14 protein-coding genes are annotated in these 21,168 nt (G+C 66.4%); 12 read left to right on the forward strand and 2 right to left on the reverse strand.

Annotated features, from left to right (window positions below; translation table 11 throughout):
- Positions 1-8: 8 nt before the first annotated feature.
- Positions 9-2,414 (reverse strand): penicillin-binding protein 1A, encoded by a 2,406-nt coding sequence (locus RMP06_RS01965; protein ID WP_310460097.1) that lies wholly within the window; start codon positions 2,412-2,414, stop codon positions 9-11.
- Positions 2,415-2,683: 269 nt separating this feature from the next.
- Here RMP06_RS01965 and RMP06_RS01970 point away from each other — a divergent pair, with 269 nt between their 5' ends.
- The 9 genes from RMP06_RS01970 to RMP06_RS02010 all read left to right on the forward strand — a co-directional run bounded on the left by RMP06_RS01970 (position 2,684) and on the right by RMP06_RS02010 (position 12,942).
- Positions 2,684-3,763, forward strand: a complete 1,080-nt coding sequence (locus RMP06_RS01970) for a pilus assembly protein PilM (protein ID WP_310460098.1) — start codon at positions 2,684-2,686, stop codon at positions 3,761-3,763.
- Entirely contained in the window at positions 3,760-4,416 is a 657-nt protein-coding gene (locus RMP06_RS01975; RefSeq protein WP_310460099.1) for a PilN domain-containing protein, read from the forward strand. Before RMP06_RS01970 ends, RMP06_RS01975 begins: the two co-directional genes overlap by 4 nt.
- A 10-nt stretch (positions 4,417-4,426) precedes the next feature.
- The gene (locus RMP06_RS01980) at positions 4,427-5,158 is read left to right on the forward strand and encodes a type IV pilus inner membrane component PilO (RefSeq protein ID WP_310460100.1); all 732 of its coding nucleotides are present in this window, start codon (positions 4,427-4,429) and stop codon (positions 5,156-5,158) included.
- A complete protein-coding gene (locus RMP06_RS01985) occupies positions 5,155-5,718 on the forward strand; it encodes a pilus assembly protein PilP (RefSeq protein WP_310460101.1) in 564 nt (187 codons plus the stop codon). The genes RMP06_RS01980 and RMP06_RS01985 overlap by 4 nt, the downstream gene beginning before the upstream one ends.
- Positions 5,715-7,904, forward strand: a complete 2,190-nt coding sequence (locus RMP06_RS01990) for a type IV pilus secretin PilQ (RefSeq protein WP_310460102.1) — start codon at positions 5,715-5,717, stop codon at positions 7,902-7,904. Before RMP06_RS01985 ends, RMP06_RS01990 begins: the two co-directional genes overlap by 4 nt.
- A gap of 26 nt (positions 7,905-7,930) precedes the next feature.
- A complete protein-coding gene (locus RMP06_RS01995; RefSeq protein ID WP_310460103.1) occupies positions 7,931-9,895 on the forward strand; it encodes an Ig-like domain-containing protein in 1,965 nt (654 codons plus the stop codon).
- Positions 9,896-10,053: 158 nt separating this feature from the next.
- Complete coding sequence (locus RMP06_RS02000) at positions 10,054-10,623, forward strand: shikimate kinase (protein ID WP_409050076.1); 570 nt, start codon at positions 10,054-10,056, stop codon at positions 10,621-10,623.
- Positions 10,620-11,732, forward strand: a complete 1,113-nt coding sequence (aroB, locus tag RMP06_RS02005) for a 3-dehydroquinate synthase (RefSeq protein WP_310460104.1) — start codon at positions 10,620-10,622, stop codon at positions 11,730-11,732. Before RMP06_RS02000 ends, aroB begins: the two co-directional genes overlap by 4 nt.
- A 28-nt stretch (positions 11,733-11,760) precedes the next feature.
- The gene (locus RMP06_RS02010) at positions 11,761-12,942 is read left to right on the forward strand and encodes a deoxyguanosinetriphosphate triphosphohydrolase (protein ID WP_310460105.1); all 1,182 of its coding nucleotides are present in this window, start codon (positions 11,761-11,763) and stop codon (positions 12,940-12,942) included.
- Here RMP06_RS02010 and cysK read toward each other — a convergent pair.
- Positions 12,903-13,826 carry a cysteine synthase A gene (cysK, locus tag RMP06_RS02015; RefSeq protein ID WP_310460106.1) on the reverse strand — a complete coding sequence of 308 codons (924 nt, stop codon included), beginning with the start codon at positions 13,824-13,826 and terminating at the stop codon, positions 12,903-12,905. The genes RMP06_RS02010 and cysK overlap by 40 nt on opposite strands.
- 132 nt (positions 13,827-13,958) lie before the next feature.
- Here cysK and RMP06_RS02020 point away from each other — a divergent pair, with 132 nt between their 5' ends.
- From RMP06_RS02020 to RMP06_RS02030, 3 genes are all read left to right on the forward strand, one after another.
- Positions 13,959-14,672 carry a transposase gene (locus tag RMP06_RS02020; protein ID WP_310460107.1) on the forward strand — a complete coding sequence of 238 codons (714 nt, stop codon included), beginning with the start codon at positions 13,959-13,961 and terminating at the stop codon, positions 14,670-14,672.
- Between the two features lie 161 nt (positions 14,673-14,833).
- A complete protein-coding gene (locus tag RMP06_RS02025; RefSeq protein ID WP_310460108.1) occupies positions 14,834-19,600 on the forward strand; it encodes a glutamate synthase-related protein in 4,767 nt (1,588 codons plus the stop codon).
- A 51-nt stretch (positions 19,601-19,651) separates the two neighbouring features.
- Positions 19,652-21,118: a glutamate synthase subunit beta gene (locus RMP06_RS02030; protein ID WP_310460109.1), complete on the forward strand. Its 1,467-nt coding sequence runs from the start codon at positions 19,652-19,654 to the stop codon at positions 21,116-21,118.
- Positions 21,119-21,168: the final 50 nt, after the last annotated feature.

Below are 21,168 nucleotides of genomic sequence, written 5' to 3' on the forward strand. Positions count from 1 at the left end.
TGCCGGGGTCAGCGCGAGGCCGCGGGGGCCGTTGACGGGCTCGGTACGCCGCCCGTGTCGCGGAACAGGTCGAGGATGCCCTTGCGCTCGTCGGATTCCGGCGGGCGAGGGGCCACATCCTCCAGGCCCAGTGACTTCACGCCGCCACCCTGGCTGTTCTCGGTGTAGTACCAGTCGTTGTTGACGAAGACCACGCCGTCCGGCGCGGTGTATTCGCTCACTGGCACCGTGCGCAGCGCCTGCGCCATGTAGTCGATCCAGATCGGTAGCGCCAAACCACCGCCGGTCTCCTTGTCCCCCAGCGAGCGCGGGGTGTCGTAGCCGATCCAGACGATGGCGACCAGGCCCTTGTTGTAGCCGCTGAACCAGGCGTCCTGCGAGTCGTTGGTGGTGCCCGTCTTGCCGTAGAGGTCGGGGCGCTTGAGTACCGCCTGTGCCCGTGCGGCGGTGCCGGTGCGGGTGACTTCCTGCAGCAGGCTGCTGGTGATGAAGGCATTGCGTGCGGGGATGGCACGCAGACGCTCGTCCTGGCCGCTCTGTGGTGGTGATTGGGTGATGGGCTGACCACGGCTGTCGGTGATGCGGGTGATCAGCACCGGGTTGACGCGGATGCCGCCATTGGCCAGCACCGCGTATCCGTCAGCCATCGAGATGGGTGTGACCGCACCCGCGCCCAGCGCCATCGTCAGGTAGGGCGGGTTCTTCTCGGCCTCGAAGCCGAACTTCGTTACCCACTGCTGCGCGTAGCTGGGGCCGATGGCCTTCAGCAGCCGAATCGAAATCATGTTCTTGGACTTGGCCAGACCACGCCGGATCGACATTGGACCGTCGAACTGGCCGTCGTAGTTCTTCGGCTCCCAGGGCTGGCTGCCGGTCACACCCGCGTCGAAGAACAGCGGCGCATCGTTGACGACCGTGGCAGGCGAGAAACCCTTTTCCATCGCGGCCGAGTAGATGAATGGCTTGAAGCTCGATCCTGGCTGGCGCCAGGCCTGCGTGACGTGGTTGAACTTGCTCTTGGCGTAGTCGAAACCGCCGACCATGGCGCGGATTTCGCCGGTCTGCGGGTCCATGGAGACGAGTGCACCTTCGACTTCGGGCAGATTGACGATGCTCCAGTCACCTTTGCTGCCCTTCATCACGCGCACCACGGCGCCGCGGCGGATCTGCATCTTCGGGGCGACATCGGCCATCAGCGAGGCGCGCACCTGGCGCAGACCGTCGCCGGTCACGGAGATCGCCTCACCGTTTTGCAGGACGGCCCCCACCTTCTTCGCCTCGGCCAAGGTGACCACGGCGGCGCGCAGGTCATCGAGGTCGGGATGGTCTTCCAGCGCCTCGGCCACGCGGGCGTCGAGCTTGGCCTCGTCCTTGGGCAGATCGACGAAGGCGCTCGGGCCGCGGTAGGGCTTGCGGGCCTCGAAGGTGAGCAGACCGCGCCGCAGCGTGCGGTAAGCGTGCATCTGGTCGGCCGAGCGCAGCGAGAGTTCGACGTTCAGGCCGCGTGTGTAGGCCGCCTCGCCGTACTGGGCAAAGACCATCTGGCGGGCGGTTTCGGCAGCGTACTCGGCGTGGATGCCGGAACTGCGTGGGCTGCGGTAGCTCAGTGTCTCGGCCAGGGCCTCGTCGTGCTGCACCTCGGTGATGAAGCCGTTTTCGAGCATCCGGCCGATGATGTAGCGCTGGCGCAGTTCGGCCCGCTTGCGGTTGACGATCGGGTTGTAGGCCGAGGGCGCCTTGGGCAGGCCGGCGAGCATGGCGGCTTCGGCGACCGAGATGTCCTTGAGCGGCTTGCCGAAATAAACCTCGCTGGCCGCTGCGAAGCCGTAGGCCCGCTGACCCAGGAAGATCTGGTTCATGTAGACCTCCAGGATCTTCTCCTTGCTGAGCTGGCTCTCGATCTTCAGCGACAGCAGGATCTCGTAGACCTTGCGCGTGAGCGTCTTTTCGGTGGAGAGGTAGAAGTTGCGCGCCACCTGCATCGTGATGGTGGAGGCACCCTGGCTGCGTGCATCATGCAGGTTCTCGATGGCGGCCCGCAGGATGCCCTTGTAGTCGATGCCGCCGTGCTGGTAGAAGCGCGCGTCCTCGATGGCGAGCACGGCCTCCTGCATCACCTTGGGAATGGCCTGGATCGGGAGATAATTTCGCCGCTCCTCGCCAAACTCGCCCAGCACCACCCCGTCGGCTGAGACCACCCGCATCGGCAGCTTTGGCCGGTAGTCCACCAAGCCGCTGATCTCGGGCAGGTTCGGGTAGGCCACGGCCAGAGCCAACCCCAGCAGCAGCACGAAGATCAAGGCCAGAGCCAGTGGCAGCCCGACCAGCCACGCCAGCAGGCGCAGCCCAGGATGCGGGCGCGTGGGCGACCGGGACTGGCTGTCGTTCGAAGAAGGTCGAGAGGTGTCGCTCATGTACAGATGGGCAGGGAGGGCCTGGATCGTCCGGCGGATTATAGGAACTGGTCACAAACGCCGAGATACGTTTGTAACGCAGCCGGATCTCGCCTTGTCCGGGGCGTCGTATTGTGCTTGGATGGAGGACTGCGCTCGTCTTGGCGGGCACAACGCGGCGACAATGCAAAATTCGGGAAAATCTTTGTGCCTCAATGGCTTTGTTGCTAGCATTGAAGTGGTTTATTAACAGTCCGACACGGCCATGAACGTGACTTTGGGGATTCTGCGTGAGCTTTCTTGACATCCTTCTGGGCCGCAAACATGCGTCTCTGATCGGACTCGATATCAGCTCTTCCGGTGTCAAGCTGGTCGAGCTGAGCCAGAGCGCGTCGGGTGAGTACATCGTCGAGCGCTTTGCCAGTGAGATCTTCGAAAAGGGCTGGATCTCGGAAGGCCAGATCGAGAAGTTCGATGAGGTGGCTGACGCCGTCAAGCGCGTGGTCGTCAAGAGCGGCTCGCGCACCAAGAGCGTGGCGATGGCCATGCCGCAGTCGGCCGTGATCACCAAGAAGATCGTGTTGCCCGGTGGCTTGCGCGAGGAAGAGCTGGAGATGCAGGTCGAGGCCGAGGCCCACCAGTACATTCCGTTTTCGCTCGATGAGGTGAGCCTGGATTTCTGTGTGATCGGACCCAGTTCGGACCAGGTCGGGGACGTGGAAGTGCTGATCGCTGCCTCGCGCAAGGACCGGGTGCAGGACCGCCAGGGCCTGGCCGAGGCGGCCGGGCTGAAGCCGGTCATCCTCGACATCGAGTCCAACGCCTCCCGGCTCGCGATGAGCCGTGTCATCGACAACCTGCCCAACCAGGGCCGCGACGCGCTGGTGGCGCTGTTCGAGATCGGCGCCGACTCCACCAGTCTGAAGGTGCTGCGCGACGAGGACATCCTCTACGACCGGGATCAGGCGTTCGGGGGCGCGCAGCTCACGCAGCTCATCGCACGCCAGTACGGCTTGTCCTTCGAGGAGGCCGAGAACCGCAAGACAGCCGGCGATCTGCCCGAGGACTACGAATCGACCTTGCTGGTGCCCTTTGTCGACAGCCTGTCGCAGGAAATCGGCCGCGCGCTCCAGTATTTCTTCACGAGCACGCCGCATCACAAGGTCCATTACGTGATGCTCTCCGGCGGCTCGGCCACACTGCCGGGTCTGAAGGAGCGGGTGACCGAGTTCACCGGCTTCGCGTCCCAGGTGGTCAACCCCTTTGAAGGCATGAAAATCGGCTCCGCGGTCCGGGAAAGCAAGTTGCGCCGCGAGGCGCCGTCCTACCTCACGGCCTGCGGCCTGGCGATGCGGAGATTCCTGCAATGATCCTGATCAACCTCCTCCCGCACCGGGAAGAGAAGCGCAGGCGCCGCAAGCAGGCCTTTTTCCTGGGCATCGGCCTGGCGATCCTGGCCGGTGCGCTCATCGCGGGTGCCTGGTACCTGGTGCTGGGTGAAATGCGGCGCGAACAGCGTTCCCGCAACGAATTCCTGCAGGTGGAGATCCGCCGACTGGAAGGCCAGATCAAGGACATCGCCTCGCTGAAGTCCGAAATCGAGGCCCTGAAGGCGCGCCAGAAGGTGGTTGAGGATTTCCAGATCGACCGCAACATGCCCGTGCACCTGCTCAACGAGCTGACCGCGCAGGTGCCCGAGGGCATCTACCTGACCGCGATCCGCCAGGACGGGCAGGGCGTGGCCGTGACCGGCGTGGCGCAGACCAACGAGCGCGTGTCCGAATTCCTGCGCAATACCGCCTACCACTCACCGTGGCTGGAGCGGCCGGAGCTGGTCGAGATCAAGGCTGCTGCCGTCACCACCGCGCGTGACCAGAAGCGCCTGTTCGAATTCGCCGTGCGCCTGACGCTCAAGCGCCCGCAGGACAAGGAGCAGGCTGCGCGTCCCACCGCGCCCGGCGCCTCGGGTGTGCCGTCCGCCGCTGCGTCGGCCCCGCCGGCCGCGTCCGGTCCGGCTTCGTGAAGGAGGCGTGATGGCCAACACGACACGTCCCCCGATGAACATCGAATTCGACACGCTGATCGACAACGTCCAGTCGCAGTTCCGGAACCTCAACCCGCAGCAGCCCGGCCAGTGGCCGCTGCTGCCCAAGCTGGCCACCTGGCTGGTGACCACGGTGGTCGTCGTGGTGCTGGCCTGGTTCGGTGTGGTGGCCGACGAGGTGCAGGCGCTGGAAGACGAGGCCGCCAAGGAGCTGACCCTCAAGACCGAGTACCGCACCAAGCTCGCGCAGGCGATCAACCTGGATGAACTGCGCAAGCAGAAGCTGCAGGTGCAGGAGTACGTGACGCAACTGGAGCGGCAGCTTCCCGGCAAGGCCGAGATGGATGCCCTGCTGTCCGACATCAACCAGGCCGGCGTGGGGCGCGGGCTGCAGTTCGAGCTGTTCCGGCCCGGCCAGGTGGTGATCAAGGACTACTACGCCGAGCTGCCGATCGCACTGCGTGTCAGCGGCAAGTACCACGACATCGGCTCGTTCGCGTCCGACGTGGCCAACTTGTCGCGCATCGTGACGCTGCACAACCTCGTCATCACGATGCCGGGTCTGGCGCAGGGCCAGTCGGTGCCCAGCGGCACCGGCCTGCTGGCGATGGAGGCCACGGCGCGGACCTACCGCTACCTGGACCCGACCGAAGTCGAGGAACGCCGCCAGGCCCAGGCCAAGGCGGCCAAGGAGGCCAAGGCCGCCGGAGGTGGCAAATGAGTGCCGATTCCCGCACCTTGAGGGCCATGGCCGCCGTCGCGCTGGTCTGGACTGCCGCGTTGACGCTGACGGCCTGTTCCGATCCGCACGAGGAATTGCAGGCGTGGATGGACGAGCAGCGCCGCGACGCCAAGCCGCGTGTGTCGCCGCTGGTGCCACCGCGCAAGTTCGATCCGCAGCCCTATCTGGCCAGTACGGCGGTCGAGCCGTTCAGCATCCAGAAACTGCAGGTGGCGATCAAGCAGGAGAGCCGCCAGCCGAACTCGCTGCTGTCGCCCGAGATGAACCGCCGGCGCGAGCCGCTGGAAGCCTATCCGCTCGACTCGCTGAACATGGTGGGCAGTCTGGTGCGCAGCGGCAGAACCTATGCGTTGCTGCGGGCGGATAACCTGCTGTACCAAGTCAAGGTGGGTGACTACATGGGCCAGAACTATGGCCGTGTCACCCGCATCACGGAAACCGAAATTGCCTTGCGCGAAATCGTGCAGGACGCGATTGGAGAGTGGATCGAGCGCACCAGCACGCTTGCCCTCCAGGAGCGGGCCCAGGAGAAGCGATGAAGACCACCGAGAAGATTGCGTCCACGGACCGCTGGAGTGTTCGCCTGGCCGCGCTGGCCGTGCTGGCGGCGGCGCCGGTGATCGGCTTCGCGCAGAACGCCATCCAGTCCATCAGCAACGGGCTGCAAGGGGGCAGCGAGGTCATTCGCCTGGAGTTCAGCGAACCGCTGACTGCCGTGCCGAAGGGCTTTGCGCTCCAGTCACCCGCCCGCGTGGCGCTGGATCTGCCGGGCGTGCGCAACGCCACGGGCCACGCCACCCAGGAGATCAACCAGGGCAACCTGCGTTCGCTGGCGCTGGCCCAGGGCAGTGACCGCACCCGGCTGGTGCTGAACCTGAAGCAGTCCACCCGCTACCGCGCCGAGATCGACGGCAAGACGCTGGTCATCACGCTGGACCCTGTGTCGGTCGGTGGGGTTGCCGCGACACCCAACGCCGTGGCGGGATCGGCCGCCGCCGAGTCGGTGCACTTCGCCGACCCGCAGAACACCCAGCCCGAGCGCCTGCGCGACATCGATTTCCGCCGCGGCAAGGACGGCGCCGGCCGTGTGGTCGTCGATCTGCCGAGCAACCAGGTCGGGGTGGACATCCGCCAGCAAGGGCAGAACCTGATTGTCGAGTTCCTGCGCTCGTCCGCCTCGGAAGGCCTGCGTCGCCGGCTGGACGTGACCGACTTCGGCACGCCCGTGCAGGCGGTCACCACCACGCAGGTCGGCGACCGGGTGCGCATGGTCATCGAGCCGCGCGGCCACTGGGAGCACAGCGCCTACCAGACCGACAACCAGTTCGTGCTGGAGGTGCGCCCCGTCAAGGTCGATCCGCAGAAGCTCACCCAGGGCGTGAGCTACGCGGGCGACAAGCTCTCGCTGAACTTCCAGAGCATCGAGGTGCGTGCGCTGCTGCAGGTCATCGCCGACTTCACCAACTTCAACATCGTCACCAGCGACACCGTCACCGGCAACGTGACGTTGCGCCTGAAGGACGTGCCCTGGGACCAGGCGCTCGACATCATCATGCAGGCCAAGGGGCTGGGCGTGAAGAAGTCGGGCAACGTGCTGTGGGTGGCGCCCAAGGAAGAACTGTCCGCCAAGGACAAGGCCGAGCTGGAGTCGAAGGCCCAGGTGGCTGCACTGGAGCCGCTGCGCACGCAGTCCTTCCAGCTCAACTACACCAAGGCCGAGGACGTCGCCAAGGGCCTCGTCGGCCAGCAGGGCACCGGCGGCAGTGGCACCACGACCAACGCCACGCGGCTGCTGTCCAACCGGGGCAGCGTCATCTCGGAGATGCGCACCAACCAGCTCTTCGTGACCGACATCCCGGGCAAGCTCGAAGAGATCGGCCAGATGATCACCAAGATCGACATCCCGGTGCGCCAGGTGATGATCGAGGCGCGCATCGTCGAGGCCGAGGACACCTTCGGGCGTTCGCTGGGCGTGAAGCTCGGCGCGAACGACTTGCGCGGCGTGCGGGGTGGTGTGCCGGGTGTGAACCTCGGGCTGGGCAATGTCACGGTGGGTGGCACCTACGGCGGCATCGGCTACCAGACCTCGCAGTCGGCCAATGGCGACTATGCCAACACGCAGTTCGTCAACCTGCCGGCCAACACCAGCACGCTGGGCGGCGCGAGCGCGGCGACCTTCGCGCTGTCGCTGTTCGGCGCCGCGTCGAACCGGTTCCTGAACCTCGAACTCTCGGCGCTCGAAGCCGAGGGCCGCGGCAAGCTGGTGTCCAGCCCGCGCGTCATCACGGCGGACCAGGTCAAGGCGCTGATCGAGCAGGGCACCGAGCTGCCCTACCAGACCGCCACCTCCAGCGGCGCGACGGCGATCCAGTTCCGCAAGGCCAACCTCAAGCTCGAAGTGATCCCGCAGATCACGCCCGAGGGCAGCATCATCCTCGACGTCGATGTCAACAAGGACAGCGTCGGCCAGCAGACCGCCGCGGGCTACGCCATCAACACCAAGCACGTGAAGACGCAGGTGCTGGTCGAGAACGGCGGCACGGTGGTGATCGGCGGCATCTTCGAGATCAGCGAGACCGAATCGGTGAACAAGGTGCCCCTCCTGGGCGATATCCCGTATCTGGGTGCGCTGTTCCGGAACAAGACTCGGGCCTCGCACAAGACCGAGTTGCTGGTGTTCCTGACCCCCAAGGTGATCACGGACCGCAACGCAGCGGCCCGCTGAACCTGGACCCAACCGAAGTGATGGCAATGAACAAGATGATCTGGCGTGTCGGGGGACTGGCACTGGCTGCGGCCTTGAGCGCGTGTGGCGGCGGTGGCAGCGATGCGGGGTGCAGTGTCTTTGCCACGAGTTGCACCAGCACGACCACCACTGGAACCACGGCAACCACCTCGACCACCGGCGCGGTGTCGACCAATTCAGCCGGCACGGTGGTGCTGTCACTGTCGAGTACCACGATCAGCGCCTCCACTCCAGGCACCGTGACGGCGCTGGTCAAGGATGCGAATGGCGCGCCGGTGAGCAACACACTGGTGACCTTCACGGTGGCCAACGGAGCGGCCACCGTGTCACCCGTCCGGGTCAGCACCGATGCGCAGGGCAATGCATCGGCCACGCTGCAGCCAGTGGTGGGCGCGCTCGGTGCAGATTACATCTCGGCCGCCGCCGATGTTTCCACCACCTCCACGCTGACCACGCGCTCGACCTTCACCGTGTCGGCGGTGAACGTGGCCTTGACTGCAGCGACAGCCAGCCCCGCCAGCGTCAGTGCCTACGGTTCGTCTGTAGTCACGGTCAACGTGACGGGTGCGTCGTCGTCCTCGCCCGTGACGGTCAACTTCTCGTCCACCTGTGTCAGCGCGGGCAAGGCCATTCTGTCTCCGGCGTCGATCACCGTGACCGGCCCCACCGCTTCGACCACCTACCAGGACAACGCCTGCGCTGGCACGGACCGTGTCAGTGCCGCCATCACTGGCACCAGTGAGCGCAAGCAGGTCGATCTGGCCGTGACCGCTCCCGTCATCCAGGCGCTGGAATTCCTCGCTGCCAGCCCGACCAAGATCTGCCTGGCAGGCAGCGGCTGTGTGCAGACGGCGGAGATCCAGTTCATCCTGAAGGACCAGTCCGACAAGCCGATTGCCAACCGGGACGTCTACTTTTCGCTCGACAACGCCAACGTCGCCAGTCTGTCGGCTGTGTCGAACAAGACGCTGGCCACGGGCATTGCGCGTGTGTCGGTGTCGGCGAAGGCGATCCCGTCGCCGGTGCGGGTCCGGGCCTCGGTGACGCTCGACGATGGCACCACCCTCAGCACCTACTCGAACGTTCTGGCGATCAGCGCCGGCCCGCCCACCAGCAACAGCATCAGTTTCTCCGCTGCCGCCTACAACCCGGACGGCTGGGCACGGGATGGCACCGAGAGCGACATTCGGGTCCAGTTGAACGATCGCTACGGGAACCCCGTTCCAGACGGCACGGCGGTCAATTTCGTGGCCGAGGGCGCCAGCGTGATCCCCGCCATTTGCACGACGGTCTCGGCGGTCTGCAATGTCAAGTTCGTCACCAGCAATTTCCGGCCGGCCAACGGGCGCGTCACGGTCGTGGCCTATGCCCGCGGCGAGGAGAACTTCGTCGATGCGAACGGGGACAACCAGTACACGGAAGGGGAAACCTTCACCGATGCTGGGCCGATCTTCGTGGACAAGGACGAGGACGGCCTGATGGCGGCCCAGGGGGAGTACCTCACGGGCAAGGCGCCCAATGGCAAGTGGGATGCTGACATTTATGTCAGCGTTTCGCGGCTGTTCACCTTGTCTGACAGTTCGCGTGCGCCGCGCCTGTTCTCCGTCAACAGCGACGGCACGTGCAGCAACACGGCATTGCCGGTCCAGACCCTGTCGCTCACCGGCAGCGGTGCCTGCCGCCTGTCCACGCGCTTTTGCATGCGCGACGCCAACGCGGCGGCCGATGCGCTTGGCGGCAACCCGGTGCCTGCGAACACTGCGCTGACCTTGTCGACCAAGGCCAAAGGCGGCACGGTCGAGGTGGACCTGTCGCCCGTGACCGGCATCTTCACCGGCCCCACGTTCCACCGCATCCAGGCCAATCTGGACGACTGCACCAAGCCGCTCGAAGCTGGCGGCCCCATCGACCTGACGGTGAAGATGCCCAACGGCCAGTCCTACAAGTTCGACATCGGCGTCCTGCAGTAAGCGCCCGCCCGCACACGCAAGGTAGACTGATCGACCGTCCCGCCCCGGCAGCTTCGGCGCGGGCGATCGATCACCGACTTCTCCCCAAGAGCGTGGCCCTTTCCCTTTCCATTTCCCCGGACGACGGGGCCGGTGCTCAGCGACCCGCGACACCCACCATCAGCCTCGTCGCCATGCCCGGCGCCGGCAAGTCCACGGCCGGGCGGCACCTGGCCAGCGCACTCGGCATGCCCTTCTTCGATGCGGACATCGAGATCGAACGCCGCATCGGCATGTCGATTCGTGCCTTCTTCGAGCGTGAAGGCGAAGCCGCTTTCCGCGACATCGAACAAGAGGTGCTGGCCGATCTGGCGCACCGCGGGGGATTGGTGCTGGCCACCGGCGGCGGCGCCGTGCTGCGTGAAGCCAACCGCCAGGTGCTGCGCGATCTGACGACCGTGGTCTACCTGCGTGCCTCGCCCGAAGAGCTGTTCCGCCGCTTGCGCCACGACACCCAGCGCCCGCTGCTGCAGGTGGCCGATCCGCTGCGCAAGTTGCGCGACCTTTACCAGACCCGCGATCCGCTCTACCGCGAGACGGCGCAGTTCATCATCGAGACGGGCCGCCCGTCCGTGCCGACGCTGGTCAACATGATCCTGATGCAGCTCGAACTGGCGGGCGTGGTGTCCGCGTTCCGTCCGCCCAAGGCCGCCACACCCGGCGCGGCCCAACGAAGCAGCCCACGATGACGACGACCACGACCCCCGCCGCGACCCAGACCGTGCCAGTGGCCCTCGGTGACCGCAGCTACGACATCCGCATCGGCACGGGCCTGCTCGACGCCGACGAAAGCTGGACCGGCCTGCCCAAGGCCGCCACCGCGGTGATCGTCACCAACACGACCGTCGGCCCGCTCTACGCCACCCGCCTGCGGGCCGCACTGGCCAAGCACTATCCGCGTGTGCTGCTGATCGAGTTGCCCGACGGTGAGGCGTTCAAGGACTCGGCGACGCTGAATCTGGTCTATGACGGTCTGCTCGGCGCTGCGTGTGACCGCAAGACGGTGCTGTTCGCGCTGGGCGGTGGCGTCATCGGCGACATGACGGGCTTCGCCGCGTCCTGCTACATGCGCGGCGTGCCCTTCGTGCAGGTGCCGACGACGCTGCTGTCCCAGGTCGATTCCTCGGTCGGTGGCAAGACCGCCATCAACCACCCGCTCGGCAAGAACATGATCGGCGCGTTCTACCAGCCGGTGCGCGTGATCTGCGATCTGGATACGCTCGACACGCTGCCGCCGCGCGAGCTGTCCGCCGGGCTGGCCGAGGTCATCAAGTACGGCCCGATCGCCGATGCCGACTTCCTCGACTGGATCGAGGCGAACCTGCCCGCGCTGATGGCGCGCGACAAGGTGGCCCTGGCCTACGCCGTGCAGCGCTCGTGCGAGATCAAGGCCGCCGTGGTCGGCAGCGACGAGCGCGAGAGCGGCCTGCGGGCGATCCTGAACTTTGGCCACACCTTCGGCCACGCGATCGAGTCCGGACTGGGCTATGGCGCGTGGCTGCACGGCGAGGCGGTCGGCTGCGGCATGGTGATGGCGGCGGACCTGTCGGCGCGGCTCGGGCTGGTGCCGGCCGAGTTCGTCGCCCGCGTGAAGACGGTCTGCAAGCGCGCCGGCCTGCCCGTGGTCGGCCCGGCGCTCGGCGCGGACCGCTATCTGGCCTTGATGCAGGTCGACAAGAAGACCGAGGCGGGCGAGATCCGCTTCGTCGTCATCGACCGGCTCGGCAGCGCCCGCATGCAGGGGGCGCCCGAAGCGCTGGTGCGCGCCGTGCTGGCCGCGCATTGCCCGCCGGCCTGAGCGCCGCTGCGTACGGCAGTCGATCTCGATGCGCCTCGACCTCGCGCCCTTCGCCAGTCACCCGGCGCAGGGCCGCGGACGCCGCCACGCCGAAGCCCCGGCGCCCACCCGCAACGACTACCAGCGTGACCGCGACCGCATCGTCCACAGCACTGCGTTCCGCCGCCTCGTCTACAAGACGCAGGTCTTTCTCAACCATGAAGGCGACCTGTTCCGCACCCGGCTGACCCACACGCTGGAGGTGGCGCAGCTCGGCCGCTCCATCGCCCGTTCGCTGCGGCTGCATGAAGATCTGGTCGAGGCCATCGCGCTGGCGCATGACCTCGGCCATACCCCTTTCGGCCACGCCGGGCAGGACGCGCTGCACGCCTGCATGCAGGGCCACGGCGGTTTCGAGCACAACCTGCAGAGCCTGCGCGTGATCGACGTGCTCGAAGAGCGCTACCCCGCCTTCGATGGGCTGAACCTGACCTTCGAGACCCGCGAGGGCGTGCTCAAGCACTGCGCGAAGCGGGTGGCGCGCTGGATCGACGCGCACGAACCCGGTGGGGTGGGGCGGCGCTTCCTGGACGGCACGCAGCCGTCACTGGAAGCGCAACTCGCCAACCTTGCCGACGAGATCGCCTACAACGCGCACGACGTCGACGACGGCGTGCGCTCCGGGCTGATCGACTTCGAGCAGGTGTGTGCGCTGCCGCTGGTGGCGCGCTTCCGCGACGAGGCGCTGGCCGAGTACCCCGAACTGGCGCAGATGAAGAAGCGCCGTCTCCTGTCCGAGACCTTGCGGCGCATGCTGTCGGCGCAGGTCTATGACGTGATCGACACGACGCGGGCGGCGCTGGCCAGGCATGCGCCGGACAGCGCCGATGCCGTGCGCCAGCTGCCGCCGCTGGTGGCGTTCAGCCCTGCGATGCGCGAGGCGAGCACGGCGCTCAAGCGCTTCCTGCTGCAGCAGCTCTACCGCCATCCGCAGGTGATGGACACCACCGACCGGGCGCAGCAGGTCGTGCGCGAGCTGTTTGCCCTCTACATCGACCGGCCGCAGGAGATGCCGGCCGACTATGCCGCGTCCCCCTTGCCGCACCGGGCGGTGTCCGACTACATCGCCGGCATGACCGACCGCTTCGCCATCCGCGAGCACGAGCGGCTCACGGGGCGGCGGCTGTTCGATCAGCCTTCGGTGGGCAGGAAGCCCTCGATCGACAGGTAACGCTCGCCGGTGTCGTAGTTGAAGCCGAGCACGCGGGCGCCGGCGGGCAGTTCCGGCAGCTTCTGGGCAATCGCGGCCAGCGTCGCACCACTGGAAATGCCCACCAGCAGGCCCTCCTCGCGGGCGCTGCGGCGCGCCATCTCGCGGGCGGCTTCGGCGTCCACCAGGACCACCCCGTCGAGCAAATCGGTGTGCAGGTTCTTCGGAATGAAGCCGGCGCCGATGCCCTGGATCGGATGCGGTGCAGGCGAGCCGCCGCTGATGACCGGGGAGGCGGTCGGCTCGACGGCGTAGACCTTCAGGTTCGGCCAGCGGGCCTTCAGCACCTGCGCGCAGCCGGTCAGGTGGCCGCCGGTGCCCACGCCGGTGATCAGCGCGTCCAGCCCGTCGGGAAAGTCGGCGAAGATTTCCTCGGCTGTCGTGCGCACGTGGACTGCGATGTTGGCCGGATTCTCGAACTGCTGCGGCATCCAGGCGCCCGGCGTCGCGGCGACCAGTTCCTCCGCCTTCGCGATCGCGCCCTTCATGCCCTTCTCGCGCGGCGTCAGCACGAACTTGGCGCCATACGCCAGCATCAGGCGGCGGCGCTCGATGCTCATGCTCTCGGGCATCACCAGCACCAGCGGATAGCCCTTGACGGCCGCCACCATGGCCAGCCCGACACCGGTGTTGCCGGAGGTCGGCTCGACGATGGTGCCGCCGGGCTGCAGGGCGCCGCTGGCCTCTGCGTCCTCGATCATCGCCAGCGCGATGCGGTCCTTGATCGAGCCACCGGGGTTGCTGCGCTCGGACTTGATCCAGACCTCGGCGCCCGGGCCGAACAGGCGGTTGATGCGGATGTGCGGGGTGTTGCCGATCGTGGCGAGAACGTTGGCGGCTTTCATGGGCAGTGGACTCCGGGTGGTACCAAAACGAACAAGTCGAAGGAGAATGTGCATTCTGAACCATCGACAGCGCAGCCGTCCGGCGCTGACAATGCCCCCCGCGCCCCTGCACCGCTTCTGCCCTGTTCGCCCATGGCCCGACTGCCCCGCCTTGCCATTGCCGGCCTTGTCCACCACGTGATCCAGCGCGGCCACAACCGCCAGGCGGTCTTCCTCGATGACCATGACCGCAGCACCTACCTGACGGCGCTCCGCGAGGCGGCGGCGCTGCAGCGTGTGGCCGTGCATGCCTATGTGCTGATGGACGACCACGTCCACCTGCTCGTCACGCCCCCGACGGCCGAAGCGCTCAGCAAGATGCTGCAGGCCATCGGCCGGCGCTATGTCAGTGCGTTCAACCGCCGCCATGGCCGGGTCGGCACGCTCTGGGATGGCCGCTTCCGCGCCACGGTGCTGGAGAGCGGGCCGCATGTGCTGACCTGCATGCGCTACATCGAGCAGAACCCGCAGCGCCTCATCCCGCCCACCGCCGCGACCGACTACCCGTGGTCGAGCGCGCCGCACCACCTCGGCAAGCGCCGCGACCCCCTGCTCACGGACCACGCCCTCTACTGGGCCACCGGCAATACGCCGTTCGAGCGCGAGATGGCATGGCGGCGCCTGCTCGACGAGCCGCTCTCCGGTGACGAGATCCAGGCCCACACCGACAGCGCGCTCAAGGGCTGGGCACTGGGGTCTGGTGCGTTTCTTGCGAGCCTTGGCGCCGCCACCGAGCGCCCCATGGCGCCACGCCCGCGGGGCCGTCCAGCACGCGCACCACGTCAGGGCGTGTCGGCCGACGTTTGACGGCGTGGGCCTGGGGAACTGTTTGTTGTGTCCCCATTTAAATGTCGCGGATTTGCCGATCTGCATTTAAGCGAGTCTGACCCCTTTTAGTTTTACTTGAGGGGTTCGCTGCAGTGCAGTAAATTTGCACGGTTTTCCATCGCCATACGCAGGAGTGCGCCATGAACCAGGCTGCCTCGGGACATCCGTCCCCCGAAGAGATCCAAGCCCTCGCCGCTGGCGGGTTGTACGACCCGGCCAATGAGCACGATGCGTGCGGCGTCGGCTTTGTCGCGCACATCAAGGGCCAGAAGGCGCACTCCATCGTCGAGCAGGGTCTGAAGATCCTCGAAAACCTCGACCACCGTGGCGCTGTCGGCGCCGACGCGCTGATGGGCGACGGCGCGGGCATCCTGATCCAGATCCCGGACGAGTTCTTCCGCGCCGAGATGGCCGCGCAGGGCGTCAAGCTGCCCCCGCCGGGCGAATACGGCGTGGGCATGATCTTCCTGCCGAAGGAACACGCCTCGCGTCTGGCCTGCGAGCAGGAGGTCGAGCGCGCGATCAAGGCCGAAGGCCAGGTGCTGCTGGGCTGGCGCGACGTGCCGGTGGACGCGGCCATGCCGATGTCGCCGACCGTCCGCAAGACCGAGCCGATCATCCGCCAGGTCTTCATCGGCCGCGGCGCCGACGTGATCGTGCCGGACGCGCTGGAGCGCAAGCTGTACGTGATCCGCAAGACCGCCTCGGCCGCGATCCAGCGCCTGAAGCTCACGCACAGCCGCGAGTACTACGTGCCCAGCATGTCGTGCCGCACCATCATCTACAAGGGCCTGCTGCTGGCCGACCAGGTGGGCAAGTACTACCTCGACCTGCAGAACCCCGCCTGCACCTCGGCGCTCGCGCTGGTGCATCAACGCTTCTCGACCAACACCTTCCCCGAGTGGCCGCTGGCGCACCCGTACCGGATGGTCGCGCACAACGGCGAGATCAACACCGTCAAGGGCAACTTCAACTGGATGCGCGCCCGCGAAGGCGTCATGAAGTCGCCGGTGCTGGGCGATGACCTGAAGAAGCTCTACCCGATCAGCTTCGAAGGCCAGTCGGATACGGCCACCTTCGACAACGCGCTCGAACTGCTGACGATGTCGGGCTACTCGCTCGCCCACGCCGCGATGATGATGATCCCGGAAGCCTGGGAGCAGCACACGACGATGGACGAGCGCCGTCGGGCCTTCTACGAGTACCACGCCGCGATGATCGAGCCGTGGGACGGCCCGGCCGCGATGGTCTTCACCGACGGCAAGCAGATTGGCGCCACGCTCGACCGCAACGGCCTGCGCCCGGCGCGCTACATCGTCACCGACGACGACCTCGTCGTGATGGCCTCGGAAGCCGGCGTGCTGCCGATGATCCCCGAGAACAAGGTCATCAAGAAGTGGCGCCTGCAGCCGGGCAAGATGTTCCTGATCGACTTCGAGCAGGGCCGCATCGTCGATGACGAGGAGCTGAAGAACCAGTTCGCTTCGGCCAAGCCGTACCGCCAGTGGATCGAGAACGTGCGCATCAAGCTCGACTCGATCCCGGCTGACGCTGCGCCGGTCGCTGCGGCCACCGAGTCGCTGCTGGACCGCCAGCAGGCGTTTGGCTACACCCAGGAAGACATCAAGTTCCTGATGGCCCCGATGGCCGCCAACGGTGAAGAAGGCATCGGCTCGATGGGGAACGACAGCCCGCTGGCCGTGCTGAGCGACAAGAACAAGCCGCTCTACAACTACTTCAAGCAGCTTTTCGCCCAGGTCACGAATCCGCCGATCGACCCGATCCGCGAAGCCATCGTGATGTCGCTGAACTCGTTCATCGGCCCGAAGCCCAACCTGCTCGACATCAACGCGGTCAACCCGCCGATGCGGCTCGAAGTGGCGCAGCCGGTGCTGGACTTCGCCGACATGGCGCGCCTGCGTGGCATCGAGAAGCACACGGGGGGCAAGTTCAAGAGCTATGCGCTCGACATCACCTACCCGCTGGCGTGGGGCCATGAAGGCGTCGAGGCCAAGCTGGCGTCGCTGTGCGCGGAAGCCGTGGATGCGATCAAGGGTGGCTCGAACATCCTGATCATCACCGACCGGGCGATGGATGCCACGCACGTCGCGATCCCGGCGCTGCTGGCGCTGTCGGCCATCCACCACCATCTGGTGCGTGAAGGCCTGCGCACGACCGCCGGTCTGGTGGTCGAGACCGCCTCGGCGCGCGAAGTCCACCACTTCGCCGTGCTGGCTGGTTATGGCGCCGAAGCGGTGCATCCGTACCTGGCGATGGAAACGCTGGTCGATCTGCACAAGACGCTGCCGGGCAGCCTGTCGGCCGACAAGGCGGTCTACAACTACGTCAAGGCCATCGGCAAGGGTCTGTCGAAGATCATGTCGAAGATGGGCGTGTCCACCTACATGTCCTACTGCGGCTCGCAGTTGTTCGAGGCGATCGGTCTGAACCGCGACCTGATCGCCAAGTACTTCCGTGGCACGCCCACGCAGGTCGAAGGCATCGGCGTGTTCCAGGTCGCCGAAGAAGCGATCCGCAACCACGTCGCCGCCTTCGGGGATGACCCCGTGCTGGCGTCGATGCTGGATGCCGGCGGCGAGTACGCCTGGCGCGCCCGCGGCGAAGAGCACATGTGGACGCCGGATGCCATCGCCAAGCTGCAGCACAGCACGCGCTCGGGCAAGTTCGACACCTACAAGGAATACGCCCAGATCATCAACAACCAGAACAAGCGCCACCTGACGCTGCGCGGCCTGTTCGAGTTCAAGTGTGATCCGACCAAGGCGATCCCGGTGGAGGAGGTCGAGCCGGCTGCCGAGATCGTCAAGCGGTTCGCCACGGGCGCGATGTCGCTGGGTTCGATCTCGACTGAAGCGCACAGCACGCTGGCGCTGGCGATGAACCGCATCGGCGGCAAGTCCAACACGGGCGAAGGCGGCGAAGACCCGGCGCGTTACCGCAACGAGCTGAAGGGCATCCAGATCGTCGATGGCACCAAGGTGTCGGACGTGATCGGCGCCAAGGTCATCGAGTCCGACTACGCCATGAAGGCCGGCGACAGCCTGCGCTCGAAGATCAAGCAGGTCGCCTCGGGCCGCTTCGGTGTCACGACCGAGTACCTCGTGTCCGCCGATCAGATCCAGATCAAGATGGCGCAAGGCGCCAAGCCGGGCGAGGGCGGTCAGCTCCCGGGCGGCAAGGTGTCCGAGTACATCGGCAAGCTGCGGCATTCGGTCCCCGGCGTGGGCCTGATCTCGCCGCCGCCGCACCACGACATCTACTCGATCGAGGATCTGGCGCAGCTCATCCACGACCTGAAGAACGTCAATCCGGTCGCCTCGGTCAGCGTCAAGCTGGTCTCGGAAGTCGGTGTCGGCACCATCGCTGCCGGTGTCACCAAGTGCAAGGCCGACCACATCGTGATCGCGGGCCATGACGGCGGCACGGGCGCCTCGCCCTGGTCGTCGATCAAGCACGCCGGCACGCCGTGGGAACTCGGTCTGGCCGAAACGCAGCAGACGCTGGTGCTCAACCGCCTGCGCGGCCGTGTCCGCGTGCAGGCCGATGGCCAGATGAAGACCGGCCGCGATGTCGTGATCGGCGCGCTGCTGGGCGCTGACGAGTTTGGCTTCGCGACCGCGCCGCTGGTGGTCGAGGGCTGCATCATGATGCGCAAGTGCCACCTGAACACCTGCCCGGTGGGCGTGGCGACGCAGGATCCGGTGCTGCGCAAGAAGTTCACCGGCAAGCCCGAGCACGTCGTCAACTTCTTCTTCTTCATCGCCGAGGAAGCGCGTCAGCTCATGGCGCAGCTCGGCATCCGCAAGTTCGACGACCTGATCGGCCGCTCGGACCTGCTCGACACGAAGAAGGCCGTCAGCCACTGGAAGGCCAAGGGGCTGGACTTCAGCAAGGTGTTCTTCCAGCCCGCGGTGCCGGCCGACGTGCCGCGCCTGCATGTGTCCACGCAGGACCACGGTCTGGAAAAGGCGCTCGACCACAAGCTGATCGCCAAGGCGAAGGCTGCGATCGAGAAGGGCGAGAAAGTCCAGTTCATGGAGGACGTGCGCAACGTCAACCGCTCGGTCGGCGCGATGCTGTCGGGCGAGCTGATCAAGCACCACCCGGACGGTCTGGCCGACGAGTCGATCTTCGTGCAGATGGAGGGTACGGGCGGCCAGAGCTTCGGCGCCTTCCTGGCCAGCGGCATCACCTTCTACCTGATCGGCGAAGCCAACGACTACACCGGCAAGGGGATGTCGGGCGGGCGCATCGTGGTGCGGCCGTCGATCGAGTTCCGCGGCGATGCGTCGAAGAACATCATCATCGGCAACACGGCGCTGTTCGGCGCCACCAGCGGGGAAGCCTTCTTCCGCGGTGTGGCGGGTGAGCGATTCGCGGTGCGTTTGTCGGGCGCGACGACCGTCGTCGAAGGCACGGGCGACCACGGCTGCGAATACATGACCGGCGGTACTGCGGTCGTGCTCGGTCAGACGGGGCGCAACTTCGCGGCCGGCATGTCCGGCGGCATGGCCTATGTCTACGACGTGGATGGCAGCTTCGCCTCGCGCTGCAACACGGCCCAGGTCGCACTCGACAAGGTGCTGCCGGCCGCAGAGCAGGAAAAGACGATGGACCTGGCGATCTGGCACCACGGGCAGACCGACGAGGCGCTGCTCAAGAAGCTGATCGACGACCACCACCGCTGGACCGGCTCGCTGCGTGCCCGCGACATCCTCGACAACTGGAGCGAAGCCCGCACCAAGTTCGTCAAGGTGTTCCCGCACGAGTACAAGCGCGCCCTCGGCGAGATCAACGCCACCAAGGCGGCCGACGCGACCATCGCGAAGGCCAAGGGCGAGACCAAGGGTGACGGCAAGACGGCGCACGCCGTTCCGGCCAAGTAAGCCTCAGCCCCGTCATCCGACGAACCGAACATTTGCGAGAGTCAACGCACCATGGGTAAGGTCACTGGTTTTCTGGAATTCGAGCGCCTCGAAGAGGGCTACGAACCGGTCGAAAAACGCCTGAAGAACTACAAGGAATTCGTCATCGGTCTGAAGGCCGACGAGTCCAAGGTCCAGGCTGCCCGCTGCATGGACTGCGGCACGCCGTTCTGCACCAACGGCTGCCCGGTCAACAACATCATCCCGGACTTCAACGACCTGGTCTTCCAGGGCGACTGGAAGAACGCGGTCACGGTCCTGCACTCGACCAACAACTTCCCCGAGTTCACCGGCCGGATCTGCCCGGCGCCGTGCGAGGCCGCCTGCGTGGTCAACGTCAACGGCGACGCCGTGGGCATCAAGTCGATCGAGCACGCGATCATCGACCGCGCCTGGGACGAAGGCTGGGTCGTGCCGCAACTGCCCAAGGTGAAGACAGGCAGGAAGGTCGCGGTCGTCGGCTCCGGCCCGGCCGGCATGGCCGCAGCGCAGCAACTGGCCCGCGCCGGCCACGACGTGACGCTGTTCGAGAAGAACGACCGTCCGGGCGGCCTGCTGCGCTACGGCATCCCCGACTTCAAGATGGAGAAGACGCACATCGACCGCCGCGTCCAGCAGATGGAGGCCGAGGGGGTGGTCTTCCGCAACAACGTGATGGTCGGCGAGCTGCCCAAGGGCTCCAGGATCACCAACTGGGCCAAGGAAACCATCAGCCCGGCGCAGCTCAAGGCCGACTTCGACGCGGTGCTGCTGACCGGCGGCTCCGAGCAGTCGCGTGACCTGCCGGTGCCGGGGCGCGAGTTGTCGGGGGTCCATTTCGCGATGGAACTCCTGCCGCAGCAGAACAAGGTCAACCACGGTGGCAAGGTGAAAGACCCGATCCGCGCCGACGGCAAGCACGTCATCGTCATCGGTGGCGGCGACACCGGCAGCGACTGCGTGGGCACCAGCAACCGCCATGGCGCCGCCAGCGTCACGCAGTTCGAGGTGATGCCGCAGCCGCCCGAGCAGGAAAACAAGCCGCTGGTCTGGCCGTACTGGCCGATGAAGCTGCGCACCTCGTCGAGCCACGAGGAAGGCTGCGTGCGCGAGTTCGCGATCTCGACCAAGGAATTCATCGGCAAGGACGGCAAGGTCGTCGGGCTGAAGACCGTCCACATCGAGTTCAAGGACGGCAAGATGGTCGAGATTCCCGGCACCGAGAAGGAATACAAGGCCGACCTCGTGCTGCTGGCGATGGGCTTCGTGAACCCGGTGGCGACGGTGCTGGACGCATTTGGCGTGGGCAAGGATGCCCGTGGCAATGCCAAGGCGACGACCGAGGAAGACGGGGGTTACAAGACCAACGTGGCCAAGGTGTTCGCAGCGGGGGACATGCGCCGCGGCCAGTCGCTGGTGGTCTGGGCGATCCGCGAAGGTCGGCAGGCAGCGCGGGCGGTGGATGAGTTCCTGATGGGGGCGACGACGCTGCCGCGTTGATTCCCTTGCTCGCCTCGGATGTTGAAAACCGCCTTCGGGCGGTTTTTCTT

Origin of the sequence: Sphaerotilus sp. (assembly GCF_031429695.1) — a bacterium.
In the GTDB taxonomy this organism is placed as follows: domain Bacteria; phylum Pseudomonadota; class Gammaproteobacteria; order Burkholderiales; family Burkholderiaceae_C; genus Sphaerotilus.

Bases quoted from the DNA above. Each gene is read 5' to 3' on its own strand.
- RMP06_RS01965 (WP_310460097.1), bottom strand. From the start codon at position 2,414: ATGAGCGACACCTCTCGACCTTCTTCGAACGACAGCCAGTCCCGGTCG.
- RMP06_RS01975 (WP_310460099.1), top strand. From the start codon at position 3,760: ATGATCCTGATCAACCTCCTCCCGCACCGGGAAGAGAAGCGCAGGCGC.
- RMP06_RS01980 (WP_310460100.1), top strand. From the start codon at position 4,427: ATGGCCAACACGACACGTCCCCCGATGAACATCGAATTCGACACGCTG.
- RMP06_RS01985 (WP_310460101.1), top strand. From the start codon at position 5,155: ATGAGTGCCGATTCCCGCACCTTGAGGGCCATGGCCGCCGTCGCGCTG.
- RMP06_RS01990 (WP_310460102.1), top strand. From the start codon at position 5,715: ATGAAGACCACCGAGAAGATTGCGTCCACGGACCGCTGGAGTGTTCGC.
- RMP06_RS01995 (WP_310460103.1), top strand. From the start codon at position 7,931: ATGAACAAGATGATCTGGCGTGTCGGGGGACTGGCACTGGCTGCGGCC.
- aroB (WP_310460104.1), top strand. From the start codon at position 10,620: ATGACGACGACCACGACCCCCGCCGCGACCCAGACCGTGCCAGTGGCC.
- RMP06_RS02010 (WP_310460105.1), top strand. From the start codon at position 11,761: ATGCGCCTCGACCTCGCGCCCTTCGCCAGTCACCCGGCGCAGGGCCGC.
- cysK (WP_310460106.1), bottom strand. From the start codon at position 13,826: ATGAAAGCCGCCAACGTTCTCGCCACGATCGGCAACACCCCGCACATC.
- RMP06_RS02020 (WP_310460107.1), top strand. From the start codon at position 13,959: ATGGCCCGACTGCCCCGCCTTGCCATTGCCGGCCTTGTCCACCACGTG.
- RMP06_RS02025 (WP_310460108.1), top strand. From the start codon at position 14,834: ATGAACCAGGCTGCCTCGGGACATCCGTCCCCCGAAGAGATCCAAGCC.
- RMP06_RS02030 (WP_310460109.1), top strand. From the start codon at position 19,652: ATGGGTAAGGTCACTGGTTTTCTGGAATTCGAGCGCCTCGAAGAGGGC.